The organism is Streptomyces sp. Je 1-369 (genome assembly GCF_026810505.1).
In the GTDB taxonomy this organism is placed as follows: domain Bacteria; phylum Actinomycetota; class Actinomycetes; order Streptomycetales; family Streptomycetaceae; genus Streptomyces.
Genome location: NZ_CP101750.1, coordinates 250,671 through 272,635, shown reverse-complemented (window position 1 = coordinate 272,635; position 21,965 = coordinate 250,671). Strand labels below are relative to the sequence as shown.

Annotated in this window: 15 protein-coding genes and 1 pseudogene; 6 read left to right on the top strand and 10 right to left on the bottom strand. The window is 68.5% G+C overall.

Annotation, left to right across the window (positions count from 1 at the left end; genetic code table 11):
* Positions 1–65: 65 nt before the first annotated feature.
* Positions 66–758, bottom strand: a pseudogene (locus tag NOO62_RS01175) (transposase); the annotation flags it as partial.
* A 274-nt stretch (positions 759–1,032) separates the two neighbouring features.
* Between NOO62_RS01175 and NOO62_RS01170 the strand changes: the two are divergent.
* Together NOO62_RS01170 and NOO62_RS01165 are read left to right on the top strand one after the other, a co-directional pair.
* Entirely contained in the window at positions 1,033–1,389 is a 357-nt protein-coding gene (locus NOO62_RS01170; RefSeq protein WP_268769009.1) for a hypothetical protein, read from the top strand.
* A gap of 865 nt (positions 1,390–2,254) precedes the next feature.
* Positions 2,255–3,184 carry a hypothetical protein gene (locus tag NOO62_RS01165; RefSeq protein WP_268769008.1) on the top strand — a complete coding sequence of 310 codons (930 nt, stop codon included), beginning with the start codon at positions 2,255–2,257 and terminating at the stop codon, positions 3,182–3,184.
* 9 nt (positions 3,185–3,193) lie between these two features.
* Here the strand turns inward: NOO62_RS01165 and NOO62_RS01160 are convergent, their stop codons facing one another.
* The 7 genes from NOO62_RS01160 to NOO62_RS01130 all read right to left on the bottom strand — a co-directional run bounded on the left by NOO62_RS01160 (position 3,194) and on the right by NOO62_RS01130 (position 14,144).
* A complete protein-coding gene (locus tag NOO62_RS01160; RefSeq protein WP_268769007.1) occupies positions 3,194–7,201 on the bottom strand; it encodes a CHAT domain-containing protein in 4,008 nt (1,335 codons plus the stop codon).
* Positions 7,202–7,440: 239 nt separating this feature from the next.
* Positions 7,441–7,911 carry a hypothetical protein gene (locus NOO62_RS01155; protein ID WP_268769006.1) on the bottom strand — a complete coding sequence of 157 codons (471 nt, stop codon included), beginning with the start codon at positions 7,909–7,911 and terminating at the stop codon, positions 7,441–7,443.
* Positions 7,912–7,970: 59 nt separating this feature from the next.
* Positions 7,971–8,921, bottom strand: a complete 951-nt coding sequence (locus tag NOO62_RS01150; protein WP_268769005.1) for a hypothetical protein — start codon at positions 8,919–8,921, stop codon at positions 7,971–7,973.
* A gap of 31 nt (positions 8,922–8,952) precedes the next feature.
* On the bottom strand, positions 8,953–9,408 hold the full coding sequence (locus NOO62_RS01145) for a hypothetical protein (protein ID WP_268769004.1): 456 nt from the start codon (positions 9,406–9,408) through the stop codon (positions 8,953–8,955).
* On the bottom strand, positions 9,398–10,201 hold the full coding sequence (locus NOO62_RS01140; RefSeq protein WP_268769003.1) for a hypothetical protein: 804 nt from the start codon (positions 10,199–10,201) through the stop codon (positions 9,398–9,400). Before NOO62_RS01140 ends, NOO62_RS01145 begins: the two co-directional genes overlap by 11 nt.
* Positions 10,198–12,474 carry a hypothetical protein gene (locus NOO62_RS01135; protein WP_268769002.1) on the bottom strand — a complete coding sequence of 759 codons (2,277 nt, stop codon included), beginning with the start codon at positions 12,472–12,474 and terminating at the stop codon, positions 10,198–10,200. Before NOO62_RS01135 ends, NOO62_RS01140 begins: the two co-directional genes overlap by 4 nt.
* A gap of 410 nt (positions 12,475–12,884) precedes the next feature.
* Positions 12,885–14,144 carry an MFS transporter gene (locus NOO62_RS01130; protein ID WP_268769001.1) on the bottom strand — a complete coding sequence of 420 codons (1,260 nt, stop codon included), beginning with the start codon at positions 14,142–14,144 and terminating at the stop codon, positions 12,885–12,887.
* 164 nt (positions 14,145–14,308) lie between these two features.
* Here NOO62_RS01130 and NOO62_RS01125 point away from each other — a divergent pair, with 164 nt between their 5' ends.
* Complete coding sequence (locus NOO62_RS01125; protein WP_268769000.1) at positions 14,309–15,538, top strand: PucR family transcriptional regulator; 1,230 nt, start codon at positions 14,309–14,311, stop codon at positions 15,536–15,538.
* Here the strand turns inward: NOO62_RS01125 and NOO62_RS01120 are convergent.
* Both NOO62_RS01120 and NOO62_RS01115 read right to left on the bottom strand, forming a co-directional pair.
* Positions 15,528–17,399, bottom strand: a complete 1,872-nt coding sequence (locus NOO62_RS01120) for an alkyl/aryl-sulfatase (RefSeq protein ID WP_268768999.1) — start codon at positions 17,397–17,399, stop codon at positions 15,528–15,530. The two genes, NOO62_RS01125 and NOO62_RS01120, sit on opposite strands and share 11 nt — an antisense overlap.
* A gap of 119 nt (positions 17,400–17,518) precedes the next feature.
* Positions 17,519–18,349, bottom strand: a complete 831-nt coding sequence (locus tag NOO62_RS01115) for an alpha/beta hydrolase (protein WP_268768998.1) — start codon at positions 18,347–18,349, stop codon at positions 17,519–17,521.
* 486 nt (positions 18,350–18,835) lie between these two features.
* Between NOO62_RS01115 and NOO62_RS01110 the strand changes: the two genes are divergently transcribed.
* Genes NOO62_RS01110 through NOO62_RS01100 form a run of 3 tightly spaced genes read left to right on the top strand, consistent with a single transcriptional unit; the run spans position 18,836 to position 21,957 of the window.
* Positions 18,836–19,081, top strand: a complete 246-nt coding sequence (locus NOO62_RS01110; RefSeq protein ID WP_268768997.1) for a hypothetical protein — start codon at positions 18,836–18,838, stop codon at positions 19,079–19,081.
* Positions 19,082–19,132: 51 nt separating this feature from the next.
* Complete coding sequence (locus NOO62_RS01105) at positions 19,133–20,677, top strand: ABC1 kinase family protein (RefSeq protein ID WP_268768995.1); 1,545 nt, start codon at positions 19,133–19,135, stop codon at positions 20,675–20,677.
* A gap of 14 nt (positions 20,678–20,691) precedes the next feature.
* Positions 20,692–21,957 carry a wax ester/triacylglycerol synthase domain-containing protein gene (locus tag NOO62_RS01100; protein WP_268768994.1) on the top strand — a complete coding sequence of 422 codons (1,266 nt, stop codon included), beginning with the start codon at positions 20,692–20,694 and terminating at the stop codon, positions 21,955–21,957.
* Positions 21,958–21,965: the final 8 nt, after the last annotated feature.

Below are 21,965 nucleotides of genomic sequence, written 5' to 3'. Positions count from 1 at the left end.
CTGGGGAGCGCAGTTGAAGAGTGCGGACGTGACGCTTTCCGTCCCCCTCGTCGGCTAGTGCCGGATCAGGCAACGTTTGCCCTGTCGACGACGGCGCGTAGGCGCTGGTCGTTGGCGTGGCGGTTTCGCCAGATGATGTAGCGGCGGATCATGCTGCCCTGTTCCTTGTGGTCGGCGCGGTCGGTGCCATCGAGGGTGAAGTAGCGTAGGGCTGTGAACTGGGCTTCGATGCGGTTGAGCCAGGAGCTGTTGGTCGGGGTGTAGGCCATCTCGACGTTGTTCGCCGCTGCCCAGGTGCCGACGCGCTGGCACTTCTTTGTGGTCAGGTGCGGGGAGAAGTTGTCGCTTACGATCGCGATCCGCACGGTCGGATGGTAGAAGCTGCGCAGGTAGCGGCAGAACTCCAGGAACTGCGTCCGCTTTTTGACCGGTTTGATGTGGCCGTACAGCTTGTCCTTGGCCAGGTCCAGGGCGGCGAACAGATGGCGCACTCCGCCGTAGCGGTTGTAGGTTGCCCGGCGCCGTCGGCGGGGTTCACGGTCGGGGTCCTTGTGTTTGCCTCCGCGTTCGGCCCACTGCCGGCCCGGGTGCGGCATCAGATTGAGCGGGCCGAATTCGTCCATGCAGAAGACGACTTCAGGCTCGCCTTCTTCGGGTATGACCTCTCCGTCGGCGATCGCATAGAGGTGCTCGACGCGGGCCTTCTTGGCCGCGTAGTCCGGGTCGCTGGAGGTCTTCCACGTCTTCAGGCGTTGAAAGAACCTCCGCCAACTTGAAGTTGCAGGTGAGGTGGGTGGTGTGATCGTCGAGTGTCGTGCTCACCGAGGGCGTGGGCTGCGGTCTTCCCTCTTGATCGTCTGTCAGCGGCTGACCTCGAGGTTCGTGAGGACGAGCAGGGCCCGCAGGAGGTCAGTGGCGCGCGCGGGGTTGCTGCGGAGCTTTGTGATGGTTCGCCAGGTCTTGAGGTGCCGCAGGTCATGGTCTGTGCTGGCAGCCCCTCGCGTTCTGGCCGTTGGTGGATAACCTGCCTTCATGCCGCTGAACGTCCCCAAAGAGATCAAGCGTGTGAACAAGCAGGTCCTCGTAGAGCTGAGTTCGAAGAGCGAGCGCCTCAACCTCGGCAGGGGGCGCGAGCCTGGATGGCTTGATCAGTACCTGGCCGACGATGCGACGGGGTCTCTGCGCGCGATCCTTCTAGAGCGTCCTCCCAAGCCCTGTTATCGCTGCCTCGTCCTGATCAAGCGGGCCGACCTGGAGGTCGAGCACTTCCTGCTCGACGTGCTGCCCGAGGATTTCGACCGGCTTGAGGGCATCGTCGGCGAGGCTCTGCTCACGCTCACGCGCTGGGCGTTGTCCCAGATCCCGTTGAGTCCTCTTCCTGCGGAGTAGCAGGTTCAATCGGCCGACCGCAGATTCAGGCATTGCTCTGTGGGGTCCAGCCGGGTGGTGACCGCCAGTGATCTCCGGCGGCGTATCGGCTCCAGTTGCCTCCGGCCTCGGACGCGAGCTTGGCTGTGGTGACCCGGTGATAGCCGAGAGCCTCAGCGACGACCGGCGCGGGCATTTCCAGAACGTGTTGCCGGATCGCGGGCTGTGCGGCCAGCCGTGGTGGGGATGCCGATGTCGTTGATGAGTGCGGCAATAGCGTCGGGGTGCATCGGTTGTGCGGCCCGGCGGCCGGGGAACAGCCACCGGGAGGCGTGGTTGGTCGCGGTGTTCAGGTTGTCCCGGCTGCTGATCCAACGATGTAGCAGATTCGCGAGTGGTTCTGGCACTGGGGAGCCCGTCCAGCCGGTCCCGCACCCACATCGCGACCGTCCCCTTCGGATTACTCGCCCGCGCCGCCCGCACCGTCACGGCCGGGATCACCGCGCCGGTCTTCACCCGCATCGCCATCTGGACCACCCAAGAGCCGAGCCACCCCGCTCCTCCAACGGTCCCGCCAACACCCCACCTGATGCGGGTAATTCGCCCTGCCAGCCAAGATTCCCGACAGCGTCAGAGCCGCGTACGAGAGCGCCACCGGCCGAGCGGGCCCGACGCGACGAACCCCAGGTCGGGGCGATCCCCGCGTGTGCGGGGAGCAGACCACAAGTCAGTGGGCGCTGAACGCGTCGATGGGGCCACGCGTGCGCGGGGAGCAGTCTGCTGCCGTGGAACCCGTGTGTCCAGTAGCGGGACCATCCCCGCAGGCGCGGAGCCGACTTCACGGACGGTGTCAGCCCCGGCAGGCTGTTCGGTGGAGGCGGGTGCCTTGGCCCTCGGCCATTTCGAAGGTGATGTGCTGGGCAGCGAGGGCGCCGGACTGTACGCCGCCTTCGTGGGGGCCGCTGGCCATCCGCTTGCCAGCGATGAGAAACGCTCCCTGGGGCACAGGATTACCTGCAGAATGGCGACTATGAACGCTGATGGGTCGCTGTTCGTGGCGGAGGGGCGGATCTCCGAAGTCGATCTCATGTTGATTGAGGAGCAGTTGGGGCCCGGTGCCGGCCGGGGCGGCCAGGGGGAGGTCGCGTTGCCGTTTCGCGAGCCCAGCTATGTCTCGATCGGGGAGCCGGTCGTCACTCGGCTGGAACCTCATGATGGGGTGTCGGCTGAGATCAGGCATCAGTTCGACGCGTACGAGTTTTACCAAGTGCAGCTCACATGTTCGTTCCAAGCCGCGGTCGGCTGCCGGTTCGCTCATGCGCGGTTCACCGCTGAGCTGGCCACAGGTGCGGAGGGCGGCGATCCAGAAGCAGCCGTTTCGCAAGCGATTGCCTATGACCTGTTCCCCATGCTCCTGGAGGAGGCTCGAACGGTCACTGTCACTTCGCAGGGGTGGGGGGCGGATCTGACGTTCGGTTTCGAGCCGGTGGAAGCGACGCTGACGTTGCCCTCGTGTGAGCGGTCCGAGGAGCGGGTCACGTACAGCAGCCGTGTGGAGGCGTTCGACCTGCGGGGCACGCGACCTGCGTGGCAGTTCGTCCGTACCGAACAGCGGGAGATCAGCGGTCCTCAACGGCTGTTCATGCTGGTGCGGAAACCCAAGGGCACCGTTGTGCGGGCGTCGTTCGGCCTGCGCGCGACGGCACAGTTCATGCTGGGCGGGCAGGGCTTCGCTCCGGCCGACCTGGTGATGCTGTTCCGTAGCCGTAGCAGGGCCGGGGAGCTGACGGACCGGCCGGGTGCCGCTCTTTGCTGAACGTGTGCATCAGCGCCCGTGCACTTGGAAGCCCGCCCAGTAGTAGGGATCGGCGTAGGGCGTCTCGTCCGGGGATTCTGCGGCTTTTGCCTCAGCGTATGCGGCGAGGTGCTGTTCGGCCGGGCCCGCACCGTACCGAAGCCCCCGGACCACGCTCCCGGCCAGCCCGTCCGGGGCTGTTGCCCTGTCATCTGGTCGTCCGCTCCCGCCCCGCGGACAATCCTCGGCCGCTCGATGTGGGCTCGCGCCGCTCTCCCAGGCAGTCAGGTCCCGGTAAGTAACCGTCCGCAGCCAGGTTTGCGCTGCTGCCAGGGCATCCGCGGGATCGCGCTCCCTCATGGCGGGCAGCCATTCCTGCGCGAACTTCACCATGAGGAGGTACGTTGCGCGATCGTCCACCGCCCACAGAGGCGCCAGGACCGCTTGCGCGCCGGCTTGCAGCATTCCGACCGCCAGGCTACGGACCTCGTCGCGTGCGCCACGGAGGTCCATGACCGCGGTACGGCAAGCGGAGAGCACAAGCAACCGCAGGCCGGCCGTATCGGCTCGGTGCGTAAGAGCATCCCGCAGCGTCAGCGCCTCGCCATCTGCCAGTACAAGCCGGGAACGAAGAAAATCTATGCCGTCGAACTCACCGTGACATGAAGCGGAGACCATCGCGCCCGTGCGCAGGATCTCCAGCAGCCAGTCCAGTGTTGCCGACTCCCGCACTCGGGCATTCGTGGGCTCGTTGGCCAAGGCTGCCACGGTGAGGGCCTCAGCCTCTCCCCAGCGCAGCTCCTGATGGGTGGGGCGCGGATCACCCAACGTGTACACACCGGACCTGATGCCGCCCTCACCCGGGGCAGCGACGGCGGAGCGTGCGCTCGGTGCCACCGTCATCGACAGGTGCTCGCCGACGGTCTGCAGTGCTACGTCAGTATCAGGGACCGCCTTACCGCCGACGTCCGTGCCGCCGACGACGCGCGTCTCCTCTTCGCCCGCCGGCGGTGCGGCGAATGGCCCGGAGAACGGCTCAGGTACAGGCACAGAGAGCAGAGGGAAAGCAGGCAGGAGTCCGCACGGTACGAGGACCGACGTCGTGACACCTAGCTCCCGGAGCCATGCTGTCAACGGCCCCATCGCCGCCTCGGCCAGCTTCGGCAGGCAGCGGCGCAGCTCAGCGGTGAGGAAAAGCTGGTGCAGAATCGCCTGGAGCCGGGTCAGGGCCGCGGTGTTCAGCTCCGTCAGCGGCCGGTCGGTGATCTCCTCCACCCCCACGTACCGCAGGCAGCCGTCCAACGCCGCCTGCAGTGTGCTTGCCTTCCCTGCTCGACTGCACGCCTCACCGAGGTGCCGGGCCTTCGCGGCAAGGGTGTCCCCAGGCCAGTGATTGACCAGCCAGTTGAGTCCCGCGCCCTCCTGCGCCGCGCCGTAACCACCAACGAGTCGTCCCGAACCGTCATCGAGCGCCACCTGGACGAGGTCCTTCAGGAGCGTGTCGGTCAGTGCGTGCAGAGGGCGGGCCAGCACGGCCGCCGGAGGTCCGGACGGGCCGTCTGCTGGTATCACGGCCAGCGCAAGTCCGCCCCACTCGGCGCTCAGCAGGTATACGACGGGACGTCCGACCCCTGCGGCGATCTGTTCGACGCTGAGCACCGGATCGAGGAAGTCAGCCGGGTCACGCTCCAGACGGATCTCCGCGACGACAGCTTGGAAGTGCTCCCTCGCCTCCCGCAGTGCCGCAGCCCTCTCCAGTGCCCCCTTCGCGCTCCCCAGCCCCTGAATCACCGCTGGATCTGTGCTGTGCCAGCGCACCTCGTCAACGGCGGCTTGCGCCGTGGCGAGCGCAGCATGGGCGGTGGTGAACCGCGCTCTGCGGTCCCCGTCGGTGATGCGTTCCGGATTTGCTGACCGCAGCGCCAATGCCTCGGCGAGTGAGCGTGCCCGGCTGCGCTCGAGTGCCTCGACCGCCTCCTCCAGGCGTCCCAGCCGGGACAGTGCGTAGGCGTCCAGTTCGCCGGCCGCGTGACCTTGCCGGACGACGTCGTCGAAACCGTACGTGCCGGTACTGACCCGGGACAGCAGCAGGTCCCCGGCCGTGCAGGCGGAGGCGAACGCCTCGTGGGCGGCCTCCCAGTCACCGAGGTGGGCCTGGACTTCGCCGAGAGCGCCAACGGTCTTACGGTGATCGGCGGGCCGGTCGGTCACTGTGAGCACTTCCAGAGCGGCCCGCAGACACCGGGCCGCGCGACGCAGGTTTTCGGGCCGGTCGCCCGTCCGCCGGCGCATCAATGCCTGTCCCAAGTTGTGCTGAGTGCGTGCCCACTCGACGGCGTCATGCTTCCGTGTACGTACCGACAGGCATCGAGTGAATCCCTGGACGGCCTGTTCGAGGTTGGCCGAAGGATCACCCAAATGCCGGTCCAGCATCGCGGAGGCGAGGTTGAACTCGGTGCCGGCCCATTCCTCCGGGTACTGCTGTCGTGTCAGAACCGTCAACGCGTCCTGGAAGTCCTCGATGGCCGCCTCGATCGCCTCGCGCTCCCACCGTCTCAAGGTCAGCCGTGTGTATCCCATGCTGTTGCGCACGCGCGCCCACTCGTGGGGATGACCGTCGCGGTCCAGGACGGTGAGGGCCTGCTCGAAGGCTGCGAGGGCGTGGTCGTAGTTCTCACGTGGGTCGCCGAACCGCCGGTCCCGGTACAACTGGCCGAGCAGAGTGGCGCCCAGTGCCCAGTCCAGCGATCCGGTGGTGCGCGTCTGCAAGGAGTCCGCGGCGTGCAGTATCGCGATCTCCAGGTTCTCCGCGGGGTCACCGGAAAGACGCTGGGCGTAGGCGGCGGCGAGGTGGCTCTTGACTGTGCCCCACTTGAACGGATCATCCTCGCGGCTGTACGCCTTGAGTGCTGTTTCCAGGGAGGAGATTGCGGCTTCCTGCTGCTGATCTCTTTCGCCCGAGGGATGCTGCAGCAGGGCGAGGGCGAGTTCGTCGAGCAGTTCGGCGCGGAAGGAGGGCAGGACCACATCGTCGCGCAGCAGCGCCGCACGCAGCAGGGTGATGCGTACGCGTGGGTCGGCAGCCTGCGGTGATGTGATCAGCGCGACGAGCTCCGGTAGCGGGACGATCCGGCAGTGGTCGTGCCAGTAGCCGTCGAACCGGTCCGGGGCCACTCCGACGGCGCCGTCGGTGTCCGGGGCCGTGGCGGCCTGAGGGGCAGGGAGATCAAGGGGCGCTCCTGCCTGGGTGAGTACCTCTACGACGGGGAGCAGACGGGCCAGCACCCGCCTGCGGGCGCCTTCCTGCGTCAGAGCCATCCGCGCACGGAAGACGTCGTAAAGGCTGTGAGTGAGTTGCTGATGCCGGCGGGGAGCCGCGTACGGGGTGCGGACCAGCAGGGCCCGCAGGAAGCACGCCATGGACAGGTCCATGGCATCTGGGCCGCCGTCGGGGAGGTCCTGGTACAGCAGGCCGAGGTTCGTCTGCGCCATCGCATAGTCGTTGGGGTGGAGCAGGATGTCGTGCACTTCCAGCGCGGACTGGTAGGCATCGATCGCCTTGCGCCTGTTGACGGACGGCTCCCCGCGCAGACGTTCCGCGTAGGCGTTGCCCAGGTTGTTCTGCGTGGTCGCCCACCCATGGGGATCCGCGTCTCGGGTTCTGACATCGAGTGCGGCAAGGTACGCGGTGATCGCCCGCTCATCGAGCTCGGATTCCCCGGTGCCCCGCTTGCCTTGTGATTGGGACAGCATCCGGTAGGCGTTGCCCAGGTTGTTCTGTAATCTGCCGTGCTCTGCGGGAAAGAGGTCCGGCGTGTACACCTCCAGCGCGGACTCGTAGGCGAGGGCCGCCTCCCACAGCGGATGTTCGTCACGCGGAGCGCCGACCTGGACCAGCACGTCGCCGAGCTCTTGTTGAGCGGCGGCCCATAGCCAGCGCGCTCGGCCGTCCGCCCGCGTGAGGTCGATGAGGTGGCGCAGGTAGCCGAGCGTGAGGTGGGGATCGCAACGTGCCAAGGCGGCTTCGATGTCGGCCACCGCGGGTGCCGCCCACGCGGGCAAGGGAGCCGACCGTCCCTGACGGTCTGCCGGTCGTTGGGTGCTGCGGGGCCATTCCGGATGGTCATGCGTCTGGGGCATGGGGCTGTTCCGTCGTGTCGCCCGTGTCGCCACGGGGTACCGGGGCGTTGGGCTGGGGACAATTGCCGGTCCGCGTGCTGTACGCGGGGGTGCTGTTGAGACGGGCCCAGGCAAGCTGTGGGGCATTTGGGGCGGGATCAGCCTGCCGGGTCATGCTCTGTCCATAGTTTGATCCGGATGAGATGCGGGCGGTCGGGCGCGCCACTCTCGGTACATGTGAGAGGCCCGGCTTTGAACTGATCCATGGTGGTGTTCTCGGATGTTGCCGTCCGGTGGCTTCCATCCGCGTAGTGAAGCTCGAGACGCACATCCGCGGTCCATTTCCCGATATCCACGCCGAGCTTGTCGCACGCAATGGAAATCGAGTCGATGGCCTTACGGACTTTGGGGAAGGTCCGCAAAAGGCTGTCCGCCGCCGCGGACAGCAACTCGCTGACGTCGGGGGGTGTGGACGGCAGGATGGATCTGCCGGAGGGCGTGACCGTCAGCAGGGCTTTCTCCGGGGCCGCCAGGATGCCTTGCTGCGTGGGTCGGAGACAGCAGTCTCCGGCGCTGGTCCAGCCCTCGACTACCCATTCGCTGCAGCGCTCGCCCTCGTAGAGGGTCATCCGAGTCCAGGCGGGTTGGTACTCCCGTCCGAGGTGTGAAGCTTTGTGCGATGCGCCCCCTACAGGAGCATCGTCAACACCAGCACGATCAGGACCCCGCTGAACAGTACGGCCAGTCCGGCGCAGCTCCAGGTCGCCCTCCTGAGGAACTGATCGGTGAGTGCCCGCTTCTTGGTGTGCTTCTTCCGTCCCGGCTCCTGTGGGGTTGCGTTCGTGCCCTCCCGTTGTGCGGCTGGTGCTTTTCCCGGCACCACCTCGCCTGCCGAAGAGAGAAGGTGTCTGCCCGGGATGGACTTGGGGAACGTCTGCTGTGGGCTTCCGGAGCGGACGAGGAGCATTGACGCAGTGCCCGGCCACAGGTCACGCAGGGCGCGCACGGGAGCGGAGGGCGCGCGGTCGCCCGTGACGTGCACCTCGTAGACCAGGTCGCCCACGATCGCGACACCGTCCTGCTTTCCCAGCAGGAGCCGAGCCACCTGGTCGAGGAAGGTGTGCCGGTCACTGTCGTCTTCCTGGAGGCCCCACCATGTGCCCGGCGGTTCCGAAGCCGGCAGGCCGGGCTCTGGTCCCAGCTTCCGTAAAGCCTCGGCGAAGCGTTGAACTCTCTCCTGCTGGTGGCCGGGCGTATGGCGGCCTCGCAGCCTCGTGATGGCATCGTCCGGGAAGGCATCGGAGAACGTGGTGCGCAGCCGTGTGCTCCCTGCTGTGCCCACGACTTCGTCCAGCCACAGGCCGACGAGGGGAAGCACCTCAGAGGCGTCCGGCGGGCCGCAGCTGCCGGTGAGGGCCAGTGTGAACTCCCGAGAGCGTCCGCGTGTGTCCCTTCTCCCCGAAGGGATGGAGGCAAGGTATATCCGCCACTCGCCGGTGCGGGCCGTGACGGCCAGCCCCATCCCGTTCCAGTTCACCAGCCCGCTGAACTCGGACCACCAGTCGGCCTCCGGTTCGCCGCCGAGGAAGTCGTACTCCTCGTTGACGCCCTCGCCCCGCATTTTGACGTATGCCCGCACGAGGTGGCTCACCTCCGTTGAGAACCGGTGCTCATAGGCGCCGTACCCGTTCGCTGTACTCGCGTTCGGCGAGGCCGTCGATGACCGCCTGCAGGTTGTTGAGGGCGTGCAGCGCTTGGAGATGCTGTGCTCCGAGTTGATCGGAGCGCTCCCGCTCCCGTGCCGACTGGCCCAGCCCGGCGCCGCGCAGCCATCCCAGAAGGGACAGGGGTGCGTCCGGTTCGGTGAGCCGGATGAGTTCGGCCCGTCCGATCGCTCCGCCGATGATGTTGTCGGCGGCGCGGAAGAAGTTCCCCACCAGGCCGCGGTCCCGGTCGGCGTAGGACTGGGCGGAGTGGTGCCGCTCGGCAAGCGCCCTTTCTTGGCCCTGCTCGGCCTTTCGCCGGGCGTCGGCGAGCACACGGCACAAAGCGGTCAGGAGGTCGTCGACGCCGCGGATGTCGCGCTTGCCGTCGTTGATGATCCGGAAGCACGGCTCACCGCACACCGGTGTCCGGGTCGGGCGGCCACCTGACGTAGATCCGGTCGACGCAGCCGAGTGTGTCGACCGGCAGGTAGAGCATGGTGGCATGCGGTGCCTCGGCGCGCACTGCTCTGATGCAGTCGGTATAGGTGGCGCGGAACTGCTCGTAAAGCTCGTCCGAGCGGTCGCGGCCCCGCGAACGGTAGTCGTCGGAGGCGACCCTGACGTACGACTCGCACTTGACCGGGACGAAGAGCACCAGTGCCGGTGATTCGGCGGCCGCCGCCCGTCCTCTGGCCCATAGCCGTAGGACCTGCAGGGTGTCGTGCAGGCGTAGCAGCAGGGGCACGGCCCGATGCTGGCGCGGTGTCACCGCCTCCATCACGGGAGGGGAGTCCACCGGAACCAGGAGCACGGAGCTTCGCAGCATGAAGTCATGGACCGACTCCCAGCCCTGCCTGGCGGCTGCGGAGTCCGTTCGTAACTGAGGGTCGAGCCAACCTCCGGGATAGTCCTTGAGGTGCAGCGCGATACCGCCGTTGGCCAGTCCCGGGTCGAGCCGAAGGCGGAAGTCGACCACGGAGGTGTTCGCCTTGACGGAATCGGCGACGAACTGGCCGCGTTTGACCACGCTGGCCAGGGCATGGGCGTGGTCGGCCATCAAGGCCTCGGTCGGCTCGTCGTCCGGGACCACCGTGACACCGCTGCCGGCGAGCATGTCCTGCCCCGCGAGGAAGACGGCGCTGATGAGCGAAGTCTTGCCGACCCCGCTGGGACCGACGAGCCCGATGTCGAAGACGACGCTGTCCCCGCTCATGCCCCACCGTTCCCTTCCCCGTGACGCGCGTGACGGGCCAACGCTTCGTGGACGGTGCCAGCCAGTGCCGCGAGGTCGCGGGCTCGGGCGTCCGCGGCGTCCAGCCGCCGGAAATCGTCGTGCCACAGCAGATCGCGGTGGCCACGGGCCAGCCGCAGGAACTCCTGCCGCGAGTCGGCCGAGAGGATCAACTCGTCCTCGAACTGCTTGACCGCGGCGTACAGCACCAGCGCGGGCAGGACGGCTTCACGCTGCAGGGCGACCATGGTCTCGAAGGCCGCTTTCTGCGTCCGTTCCAGCAGCCGCTGTTCGAGCAACTCGGCCCCGGCCTCGTCGGCCGGCGCCAAGAGGACCACCTTCGGCCGCCCGGTGTCGGGATCGATGATCTCCAAGCTGAAACCGTCAAGCTCTTCCCGGACTCTCGGATGCAGGTGCGTACGGTAGTCCAGCCGGGTCTGCAACAGGTCGCGTACGGCATCCGCGAGGACCGGGCAGGACGACTCGCGCAGCCGTACCTCCAGTTCGCGCAACGCCTGCTCGCCGGTGTCGCCGCGCAGCAGCGGGCCGCACGCCTCCCGGAACGCCTCGGCGATGTCACGCCAGGTCGCGTCCAGTTGGTCACGGAAGAATGCGTCCAGCGCCCGGAAGCGCCGACTCACTTCCACACGTACCCGGTGCATCTCGTCCACGAGGAACGGCGACGCGGCGCGATCGGCTGGCATCCGCAGACGGGCCTCCTCCTGCCAGCGCTCCGACCCGAGCCCAAATCCGTCCTCGGCCCAGGCAAGGACCTCGTGGAAGGCGGCCTCCACAGCGTCGGTGTACCTCTCGTCCACGCCGTCCCGGTGTGCCGCACGCCAGAGTTCATCGACGATGGTCCGCAGGCCCCGGTCCACCTTCCACCGTAATTCGGACGCTCGTCGCTGAAGCAACTCCTCCTTGAGGTGGGTGAGTTCACGAGCCGCGGCCGGGTCGCCGACGAGCTGGGGCAGCGCCTCCTCGATGTGCTGTGCAGTGTCCGCCACCTGGGTCATCACACCGGAGAACACCTCGTCGTCCATCGTGGGCAGGGTCTGCGCCAGGGTTTCCAGGAAGGGAACGAGCAGGCTCTCGCGGACCGTCTCCGGATCGGCCGCGTCGGTCTCCAGCACGTGAAAGTACGCGCCGTCCGTGCTGTCATTCACATGGACGCGCAGGTGGTTGCGGAGCGCCTCGATCCCTCCCGGGGTCTCACCGCCGGAGTTGATGACCAGATGGACGTAGTGCCGGGGCGTGTGCACATGGCCCCTGGCATGGTCCAGGAGTTTCAGGGTGTTGTCGTCCGCCTTGGTGTAGAAGGCGGAGGTGCTGCTCGGGCGCAGGACGAGCAGGACGGCATCCACATGGTGACGCAGGTCTTGGACATGGCGTTCCTCGGCACCCGCCGCGAGATCTCCGAGGCCGGGCAGGTCCACGACGAGGAGCCGGGCGGCGTCGGCGTTGGGGAACGGGGTCTCGATGGCCGCCTCCCGCACGGCGAGATACGGCCGGTGCACTGTGCCGGCTGCCAGTTCCTCGCTGGTCGGGTGGGCCACGTAGGGCCGGAGTCCTTCCAGCCCTTGTTCCACTTCACCCCCGGTGAGCAGGGCCGCATACGAATCGAACGATGCCTGCATGCCCTGGACAGTCACCAAGTGGGCATTGCTGCTGTGCCGTTCCGGGGCCTTCGGGTCGGGTTTCGGGTACGCCCAGTCGCGGAATTGCTGGAGGGTTTCGGGGACGCCCTCGATACCCAGGAGCCGGTGATAGGGCGCGATCACCTCGGAGAGAAACGACTCCGCGCTGTGCATGTGCAGAATGACGCACTGGCGGTCACTCTGCATGATCCTGCTGCGGACTGCCGTCACCGGGATATCGGGTCCTGTCGGGATCTGCTCGTCGGTCAGCCCTGAAATGCTCTGCAGCAAGGTGCTCTTGCCCACCCTCGCCTTGCCGCTCACGCCGATGTTCACGGTACGCCGGGAAAAGCGGCTGCGTGCCGCGTGGAGATCCTCGAGCGCCGTCGACACGGCGCTGCGCAGGTGGTCGAGAACCGCTGCCTGATCGACCGCGGGCCCGGTCGGCCTGCTGAGCGGTCCAGTTTCCCCGCTCTCCAGTGGTGCCTCGATGGCTTTCCCCAAGCGGAGCAGCCCTGCTTGTGCGGCGGTCCAGGCACGGATCTCGGCGTCGACGGCACCCAGCCGTTCATGCCGCGCCGCCAGGATCGCCTCGATCTGCTCGGATACTCGGCCCAAGATGTCCCCCCCCGTACCCATAACTCGACAACGCACAGAGCACCCGGAAAGTCCGGACCCCCGGCCCTCACGCTGTCACCCCATTCTGCCGCTCACGCTGCCTGTCGCACCGAAGTTGGTCATATCTTCGGGTTGCCAAAGGAGTGTGCTCAGCTGGGTGCGCGCCTCCTGCGCGCCCCTAGCGCCCTCGACCCTGGGGACGGCCACCTGGCCGATCGGCGTTGCGCGCAACACCTACAGCGCCCCGCCGGAAAGGAGTACGAGGTCGGCCGCACTTCGCTGCCGAGTAGGTGTCCAGGAGAGACGGAAGGTGGGTGTCAGCCCGGCTGAGGCGGGACGTACTTCCTCGAGCTCGGCTGTGACTTTGTCGTCGCCGCCGACGGTCCCGCTTTGTGATGGTCGGGAGCGGCTCACTTCTTGGCGACGCGGGGCCTGTCACGAGTGGTGCCCACCAGGTGCCGAGCGTCGCGTTCGGGGCGCAGAAGGCACAGAGCCAGCAGCCCGGTGAGGCCGAGCAAAGCGGAGGTGAGCAGGAAGGCGGCGCGGTAGCCGGAGGTGATCGAGTCCGCGGCGTCGACGACCCGCCCGGTTGCCCAGGGGGAGAGGGCTCCGGCGAGGGCGTAGACGAAGGACAGCGCACCGAGTACCACTCCGCGTTGGGACGCCGGAGCGATGCGGGCGCACGCGGTCTGGGACACCGTCATGATGACGTTGGCCAGCGCCATCGGGCCGAGTAGCAACACCACCTTGAGCCATATGGCGTCGGTCACGGCGAACACGCCTACGGCGATCGCCGCCAGGCACATCAGGGCGCCCGTACCGGCGCCGCTCGGCGGCTCGGTCCGGCGCCGGGCCAACAGTCCGTGCCCCACGAGTACGACTCCGTTGGCGAGCGCGGCGCCGGTCACCAGGATGCCGGCCTGATGCAGACTCAACCCGGTGATCGATTCCAGGTAGTCCGGCATCCAGGTCAGGTTGGCGCTGAGCATCCAGTAGGCGGCGAACGCCCCGAGCGCGGCGCTGATCCAGGTGCCCGAGAGCAGGATGCGGCGGTAGGGAACGGGCTCCGCGACAGCTCCGCCCTCGTCGTCCCGGCGAGCGTACGGACCCTCGGTACCGCGCAGCGCCCAGTAGGCCGCCCATGCCAGACCCGCCAGCCCGACCGCGCCGAACGCCCACCGCCAGCCGAAGCGGTCGATCACGAGCGTGAGCGTGGGGGCCGCGACGGCGACCCCGGCTGCGGCGCCGGTCAGCAGCACCGCGGTCGGCAGGGTGCGCTCCCGCTGCTCGAACCAGCCGTGCAGATGGTGGGTGGCGACCGGCATGGCGGGGCCCTCGGCCGCACCGAGCAGCACCCGCGTGGTCATCAGGGTGCCGAAGCCGGCGGCCGTCCACAGCATCGGCAGTTGAGCCGCCGACCACAGCAGCGCCATCGCCAGCAGCAGTACCGTCGTCCGGACCGTGCGGGTCAGGTACGACACCGCCAGGGCCGAGACGCTGAACAGCGCGAAGAACGCCGCTGAGGCGGTGCCGAACTCCCCACGGGTCAGGCCGAGGTCGTCCATGATCGGTTTCGCGGCCAGTCCCAGCACGGTCTTGTCGGCGAAGTTGACCAGCATGAAGATCAGAAGTGTCCACGTAGTCTGCCAACCGGAGCTGTGCTGTGTCATACCGGAGCTGGGTCGGGTGAGCGGGGGCATGCGGCTCCTTCAGGGGTTCGCGTCTCCGGTGTGGCGCCGATCTTGCAGGCAGGGGAGACGCGGGCACATCCATCGGGATCACAATCGTGCGCGCCGGGTACTGTGACGGATCACAGTCGTCGGAGAGGTGGACCGTGGCACGGCAAGAGGAGACGCAGGACGGCCGGACGCGGTCGGCCGGTCTTTCGCCGGCAGCCGTGGCGCTCGCCGCCCGCTGTGAACCCAGGATCAATGAACTGGCCCGGCGCATGGCCCGCGGGGTCTTCGAGCAACTGCACGGATACGCCGACCTGCCCGCCGACGTCAAGGACGTGGAGATCGCGGCGACGGCCCGGCACGCGATGCGGTTGTTCCTGCGCGGCGCCGCCGGGGGAGCGGCTTCGGATCCGCTGGAGTACTTCCAGGAGCGCGCCGCCCAGCGCGCCGAGGAAGGCATGCCGCTGCATCTGCTGCTGCGCACCTACGGCCTGGGCGTACGAGAGCTGTGGCGAGTGCTGCGGGAGACCGCCGCCGTCGAAGAGGCCGATGCTCTCGCCGAGTTGGCCGAGGCGCTGTTCACCGCGGAGGACCGGATCGTGGGCGCGGTGACCGAAAGCTACCTCGACGAGCAGGCCGCCCTCGTCGCGGAACGCCAGGAGCAGCGCCGCTCCCGGGCCCGCGCCTTGCTGGAGGGTGGCGTGGACCCGAGGGGGACCGTGGCGGAGGGGCCCAGCCTCGTGCTGTACGTGGGTTTCACCGAGCCCGCTGCACCGGGCGAGCGGTCACCGGTGGCCGCTCGGCGCCTGCTTCGCCGTGTGCAGACCGCACTCGACCGGACCTTCGGCACCGAAACCCTCGCCTTACTGGACGGCGGTGGCGGCCATGTCGTCATCCGCGGGTGCGGTGAAGTGCCCGCCAGGCTCTTGGAGGCGCTGCGCGAGGCGGCGGGTTCGGAGATACGGCTGGCCTGCGCCAGGGCGCGGTCGGCGGAGCACATTCCGGCGATCGGCTGCCAGGTCGCCGAGGTGGTCCGCGTCGCCCGGGCCTGCGGCCATCCGCCCGGCCTGCACCGGCTCGACGACGTCCTGCTGGAGTACCACTTGTCCCGCCCGAGCGACGCGAGCGACCGGATCGCCGCCCTCCTCGCCCCGCTGGACGGTCGCCCCGAACTCGTCCAGACCCTCCGCATCCACCTGGGGCAGCGCCAGGACCGCCGGGCCACCGCCCGCGTCCTGAGCCTCCACCCCAACTCCGTGGACAACCGGCTCACGCGGATCCACGAACTGACCGGTCTCGACCTCGGCTCGCCACGGGACACGGCACTCGCCCTCGCGGCGCTGTCGGTGCGAGCCGTCGACGCTCCGGCGGACGCCCCTAGGGGGTGACGATCGCGAAGTCGGGGTCCGGCGTGTCGAGGAGCCCGCTGAAGGTCACCTGTGCCCGGGCGTCACCGTCGAGCACGACCCCGCCGCCCGCGATCTCGTCGGCGAACGTGGCACGTCCCCCCAGGATCGAGTCGAGGGTGGTGCGCGCCAACCGGAGCGTGGCGACGGGCCGTTCACCGCGCGGGGCGTCGCCGCGCATCGGGGTCAGCGCCCCGTTGGACAGCAGCAGTGTCCAGTTCTCGCCGGTGTCGGTGAACTCCCAGCGCAGCACCAGCCGCCCGGCCTCGGCGGCGCGCGGGCCGTTGAGCCGTACGGCCATCGACTGGAAGATCTGCTCGGCGGTGAGCGCGGCCAGGATGTCCGGCGCTGAGCGGGTCGGGGTGCCGAGGACGCCGTCGCGCAGTTCGGTGGCGCCCATGAGATAGAAGTTGCGCCACGGGCCGCACTCCGAGCCCTGCCCGAGCCGCTCGAACGTCCGGGCCTGCAGAGCGCGCGCCGCGGCGTGCCCTGGCTCGGCGAACAGGACATGGCCGAGCACTTCCGCGACCCACCGCAGATCACCCGCTTCGTACGACGCGCGGGCCTTGGCGACCACCGCGTCGGTGCCACCCATGAACTCCACGTACCGGCGGGCTGCCTCGACCGGCGGATGCTGCCAGAGGTGGGCCGGATTGCCGTCGAACCAGCCCATGTACCGCTGGTAGACCGCCTTGGCGTTGTGACTGAGCGAACCGTAGTAGCCGCGAGCGTGCCAGGCCCGTTTGAGTCCCGGCGGGAAGCGCAGGACCTCGGCGATCTCCGCACCGGTGTACCCGGCGTTGATCAGCCGCACGGACTGGTCGTGCAGGAAGGCGTAGGCGTCGCGCTGTTCCTCCAGGAACCGGACGGCGCGGTCCTGGCCCCAGGTCGGCCAGTGGTGAGAGCCGAAGACGACATCGGTGCCGTCGGAGAACAGCCGGATCGTCTCGGTCAGATACCGGGCCCACGCGCTCGGGTCGCGGACCAGGGCCCCGCGCAGGGTGAGGACGTTGTGCAGGGTGTGGCAGGCGTTCTCGGCGGCGCAGAGGACCCGCAGCTCCGGGAAGTGGAAGTTCATCTCCGCCGGCGCCTCGGTGCCGGGCGTGAGCTGGAAGACGATACGTACGCCGTCGACCGTCTCTTCCTGTCCCGTGCGCGTCACGTCCAGGGTCGGCGCGAGCAGACCGACGGTACCGGTCGACGTGGTCTGCCCGAGCCCGCAACCGATCTGCCCCGCGGGCCCCTTCGGCAGCGCGGCCCCGTACATATAGCTCGCACGACGCGCCATCGCCGTCCCCGTGAAGACGTTCTCGCTCGCCGCGTGTTCCAGGAATCCGGCCGGCGCGATGACCGGCACCCGCCCGGTCGCCACATCGGCCGCCTCGACGACGCCGCGCACCCCGCCGAAGTGGTCGACGTGCGAGTGCGTGTAGATCACCGCCGTCACCGGCCGCTCGCCGCGATGCTCGCGGTACAGCGCCAACGCTGCGGCTGCGACTTCCGAGCTGATCAGCGGATCCACGACGATGACGCCGCGTTCACCCTCCACGAAGGAGATGTTCGACAGGTCGAGGCCGCGCACCTGGTAGATGCCGGGCACCACCTCGTACAGCCCTTGCCTCGCCACCAGCCGGCTCTGCCGCCACAGTGACGGGTGTGCCGTGGGCGGACAGTCGCTGTCCAGGAAGCCGTAGGCATCCGCGTCCCACACCACGCTCCCGTCCGTGGCCGTCACCGTGCCCGGCTCGAGCCGGCCGAGGAGACCTCGGTCCGCATCGGCGAAGTCCTGATCGTCGTCCCAGGCCAGGTCGCTGCCGCCGGCCTCTCGCACCCTGTCGCTCATGACCACCGATCCTCACAGACCTGCGCCACGGGCGCCTGATGAGGCGTCACAGACAAGCAGGTGATACGTCACACCCCGAGCCGGGGCTTGTCCGCCGGGCAGCTGCTGGGTGCTGTATGTCATCGGCCTGTGTGGACCCGGCGGAGATGGTCGGCCATGAGGTCGTACATGTGGGCGGCAAGTGTGGTGTCGTCACCGAAGATGTTGTAGGCGTGATCGGTCCCGTGCAGGTCACAGTGGTCGACGAGGGCGTCGGCGGCACGAAGTTTCCGGGCGTAGGCGATTCCCTCGTCGCGCAGGAGATCCTCTTCGCAGGTGATCACCACGGCAGGGGCGATACCGAAGAGGCCATCGCCGTTGGTGTCGTCGGCCGGAGAGGCCAGCGGATGAGTGCGGTCGTCCGGACGGGGCACATAAGCGCCGATGAGGATCTCGCGGAGCCATGGTCGGATGACGGGCCTCGGGACGGGGGACCGTTTGGCCCAGCTGGATGTCGCCGCGTCCAGGGCCGGGTAGTGCAGGATCTGCAGGCCGAGGGCAGGGGTGCCGACGTTCCTGGCCTGACGGGCGACCGCGGCGGCGAGCGATCCGCCCGCACTCTGGCCGCCGACGGTGATCCTGCTCGCGTCCCAGCCGTTCCCCTCGCCGTGCTCGGCAACCCATCGCACGACTTCCCATGCCTGCCGCGGAGCGGTGGGGAAGGGGTGTTGTGGGGCCAGGAGGTAGTCGACGTTGAGGACCGCGACGGGCGTGCGGGCGGCGAGGTAGCGGCATAGCGGATCGTCTTGTTCGGGGTGTCCGATCACGAAGCCGCCGCCGTGGAAGTTGACGTGCACCGGAGGCACGCCGGTCGACTCCGCGGGCGGGTAGTACACCGTGCTCTTCGCGGCACCGAAGCTGGTGGGAATGGTCAAGCTCCTGCGGAGCGCGGGTATCTCGGGGAAGGTCATGGACGCGGTCGTCCTGGGGGTCCGTGTCTTTTGGAGAAGCCAAGCCAGCGGTCGAGCGACGGCGGGGGCGGAGAGCAGGGGCATCGACGAGTTCTCGTTTCATGAGTGCGACGGAGGGCTGGCTGCGCGCGTCGGAGGCCGTTGCGTACGTGCAGGTACCCGCCCTCGCGTTCCCCACGTGCGCCGATGTGGCGCGGCAGGAGCGCGAACTCCTTCGACGGCACCGCACGCGCAAGGGCGCGGATGACGGAGCGCGGAGGCACGCCGCCACGCACAGTGGCCCAGGGCAGCGCTGGTCGTGCACCTGCGCGCCGTGCGTTCGCCGGTGCCGCGATGCCGAGTCGCGGGTACTCCTGGAAGCACCGTTTCGTAAGCCTGTTCGGTAGATCAAGGCGTTGATCGGTGTGCGCGGTCAGGAGACCGGCAGGCGGCGCCCATGCCCGTCGGTACCGTGCCCTGTTCGTTTCGGCTTCACAAGGAGACTTCATGTCCCAGAAGGCCACCAGGACGCGCGGGGGACTGACCCGCTTGATCCATGTCGTCGTGGACGAAGTGCAGGACATTGTCGAGAGTGCTCTGGACCGAGTCGACGACGCGGAGAAGGATTTCCGGCGTGGCCTGACCCGGCTGGTGGAGAGCCGGGACCACAGCGCCGGAGACGGGGTGGAGAGCGTCCCTGACGCCGGCCTCGCCGACTCTTCTCAGAGTGCCTCTCGTGGTGCGTCCGACTGACAAGGCGCGCCTCCGGGTCGAACGGCCGCAGCGGCAGACGGCGGCAACAGCATGAGCGATGCCCGCCTGACCACGGTCGTGCGCGTCTTCGGCGCGCTCCTGCGCGGGGAGGCCGGCAGACGTCTGTCGCCGGGCCGGCCTCGCGGGCCCGGGGCTCCGCTGGTGCGTCAGCGCGAGCGGGCCCGAGCCCTGCGGGTGTCGCTGGAAAGCCTTGGCCCCTTCTACATGAAGGTGGGCCAGATGCTTGCCACCCGTCCCGACCTTGTCTCCGCGCCGGTCATGGAGGAACTGCAGCGTCTGCATGATCACGCGGCGGCGGAGCCGTTCTCGGCCTTCACTTCGGTTCTGGAGGAGGAGCTGGGGCCGCGCTGGTCCCGGATGTTCGCGCACGTGCGGGGCGGTCAGCCGTTGGGGACGGCTTCCTTGGCGCAGGTCTACGGTGCCCGCATGCTCGACGGCCGGGAGGTCGTGATCAAGGTGCAGCGACCGGGGGTCCAGGCCACCGTCGAGGAGGACATGCGGCTACTGCGGCGTGCCGCCCGTCTGATCGCGTACGGCGCGCCGGGCCTGACCGCCACGTTTGATCTGGAGGCGTTGCTGGGCGTGCTGTTCGATGCCATGCGTCCGGAGCTGGACTTCACCCGTGAGGCGGGCAACATGGAAGAGGCCCGGCCCACGGTGGAACGGTTTCGCACGCTGTACGTCCCCGCGGTGGTGTTCGCGTCGCCGCGCGTGCTGGTGCAGAGCATGGCACCCGGGTGTTCCATTCGTGACTTCAAACGGCACGACCTGGCAGCCGATGAGCGGCTCGCGATCGGCAGCGACCTGCTGGCTCTCATGCACCGCGGGTACTTCGTCGACCGTCGCTTCCACGCCGACCCACACCCCGGCAACATTCTCATCCAGAGCGATGGGCAGGCCGCGGTCATCGACTGGGGCATGGTCGGGCGCATCGACCGGCGCACCAGCGCGGCCGTGCTGCTGTTGATGCTGAATCTGACACTCAACGACGGTACCGGGGTCGCCAACGCGTGGCTCGAGACCGGGCGCCTCACCACCACGGCCGACCCGGCCGGATTCATCAGCGACATCACCGCGATGGTCCCGCAGCTGGCGACGGCGACGCTGGCGGAGCTCGACTTCGGGCAGACCCTGAGCGCGGTGATGCGCCACTCCGCCCGCCGCGGCATCGGGGTCAATCCAGCGGTCGCCGTGCTCGGCAAGTCATTCGCCAACATCGACGGCTCTGTGCGCTGTCTGGCACCGGAGGTGCAGTTCACGCAGGTCATCCGCCAGCACCTGCAGGCCATTCTCCTCGACTTGGCCGAAGAACTGCTCTCTCCCGCGTTCGCCGGCCGCTCGGCGCTGGAGGCGATGATGGGCCTGTCCGAGGCCGGTGGCCAACTCCGCGCTGTGGCCAACGGGTTGAGCGAGTCCGGCCGCGGCGGCCCGCTGCAAACGTTCCTTCCCGGCGGCGTGAGACCCGCCGTACGGCGTGCCGCACTGCTGGCCGTGGCCTGGGCCGTGCTGCGACGGCACAGCCCTACCGCCTGCCGGCCCTGGCCACCGGTCCAGGCTTCCCCTATGCACCGCTGACAGTTGGAGAGCGAATGACCAGCACCGCAGCCGCTGCGCCGCTCCGTCTCATGGCGCCACTGGACCAGCTGATGTGGAAGCTGCAGTGCGACGCCCCGCATCAGGCAACCGTCACCGTACTGGCCTACCTCGAACCGCCGGCCGATCTCGCCCAGCTCACGTCCTGGCACGAGGAGTTGACCCAGCACTATCCGCGCCTGACCCACCGTGTGGGTGGCAGCGCCCACCGCCCGTACTGGGAGGCGGACCCGCATTTCGCCCTCGAAGACCACCTCGTACACATCAGCCTGGGCAAGGAAGCCGGAGAAGAAGCCTTCTCCCGCCTGCTGCACGCCCTGGTCAACACGTCTTTCCCCGCTGACAGCGCCCCGTGGCAGGCATATCTGGTCGACGGGGTCCAGGGCGGCGACGGAGTGCTGTACATCCTCAAGATCTCGCACGCCTTGGCCGACGGGCTTCAGATCGCCGACCTCCTGAACGGGCGTATCAAGGCGAGTGGTGTGCAACCGCCGAAGCAGGTCCCGTCCCCGCTCGGCGGGATACGGCGAGGCCGGGTCACCCTGTGGCGTCAGTGGGCGACGACGCTGCTCTTGCCCGCGCGCCCCCGCAAACGGGCTCCAGTCCCCAGCCGAGCCCGGCGGTACGCCTTCTTCACGATGGACCTGGAGCCGATGAAACGGACAGCCAAGATCGCCGGAGGAACCGTCAATGACGTGCTCCTGTGCGCGATCGCCCGCGCCACAGGCCGCTACCTGGCGGCCCGGGGAGCAACGGGCCCCGCCGACTTCAGAGCCCTCTCGCTGGTGGCTTTGCGCAGGCCGCGTGCCGCGCACGCCGCCAACCACTTCACCCTCGCCAGTATCACTGTCCCCGCGCGGCAGACCGACACCACAGCCGCCCTGCGGGCCGTCCGGGCTGCCGTCACCGCTGCCGGCGGGCCGCAACCCGCGGACATCCTCAGCCTTGCCGCCAAGGCCGCGCGTTACCTCCCGGCGCCCCTTCTGATCCCCGGCATCAAACACCTCGGACGCCGCCATGACTTCATGGCCACCAACGTGCCCGTAGGCAAGGACCCGATCACCATCGGAGGCCGCCGCGTGCAAGCACTGTTCGGCGTCGCCCCGCTGCCCGGCACGCCCGTGATCACCACGTTCGTCTCGTACCGAGGGACCTGCCACATCTCTCTCAACGCCGACCCCGCCGCCATCACCGACCTGCCTGCCCTGACCGACCAGCTCCGCACAACGCTCCACGAGATCACCACTGAACCTCCCTCTTGATCATCGGA

What these genes read in the sequence shown, in the direction of transcription:
- NOO62_RS01130 (WP_268769001.1), bottom strand. Translation starts at nt 14,144, where the DNA reads ATGACACAGCACAGCTCCGGTTGGCAGACTACGTGGACACTTCTGATC.
- NOO62_RS01170 (WP_268769009.1), top strand. Translation starts at nt 1,033, where the DNA reads ATGCCGCTGAACGTCCCCAAAGAGATCAAGCGTGTGAACAAGCAGGTC.
- NOO62_RS01105 (WP_268768995.1), top strand. Translation starts at nt 19,133, where the DNA reads ATGAGCGATGCCCGCCTGACCACGGTCGTGCGCGTCTTCGGCGCGCTC.
- NOO62_RS01120 (WP_268768999.1), bottom strand. Translation starts at nt 17,399, where the DNA reads ATGAGCGACAGGGTGCGAGAGGCCGGCGGCAGCGACCTGGCCTGGGAC.
- NOO62_RS01110 (WP_268768997.1), top strand. Translation starts at nt 18,836, where the DNA reads ATGTCCCAGAAGGCCACCAGGACGCGCGGGGGACTGACCCGCTTGATC.
- NOO62_RS01140 (WP_268769003.1), bottom strand. Translation starts at nt 10,201, where the DNA reads ATGAGCGGGGACAGCGTCGTCTTCGACATCGGGCTCGTCGGTCCCAGC.
- NOO62_RS01100 (WP_268768994.1), top strand. Translation starts at nt 20,692, where the DNA reads ATGACCAGCACCGCAGCCGCTGCGCCGCTCCGTCTCATGGCGCCACTG.
- NOO62_RS01115 (WP_268768998.1), bottom strand. Translation starts at nt 18,349, where the DNA reads ATGACCTTCCCCGAGATACCCGCGCTCCGCAGGAGCTTGACCATTCCC.
- NOO62_RS01155 (WP_268769006.1), bottom strand. Translation starts at nt 7,911, where the DNA reads ATGACCCTCTACGAGGGCGAGCGCTGCAGCGAATGGGTAGTCGAGGGC.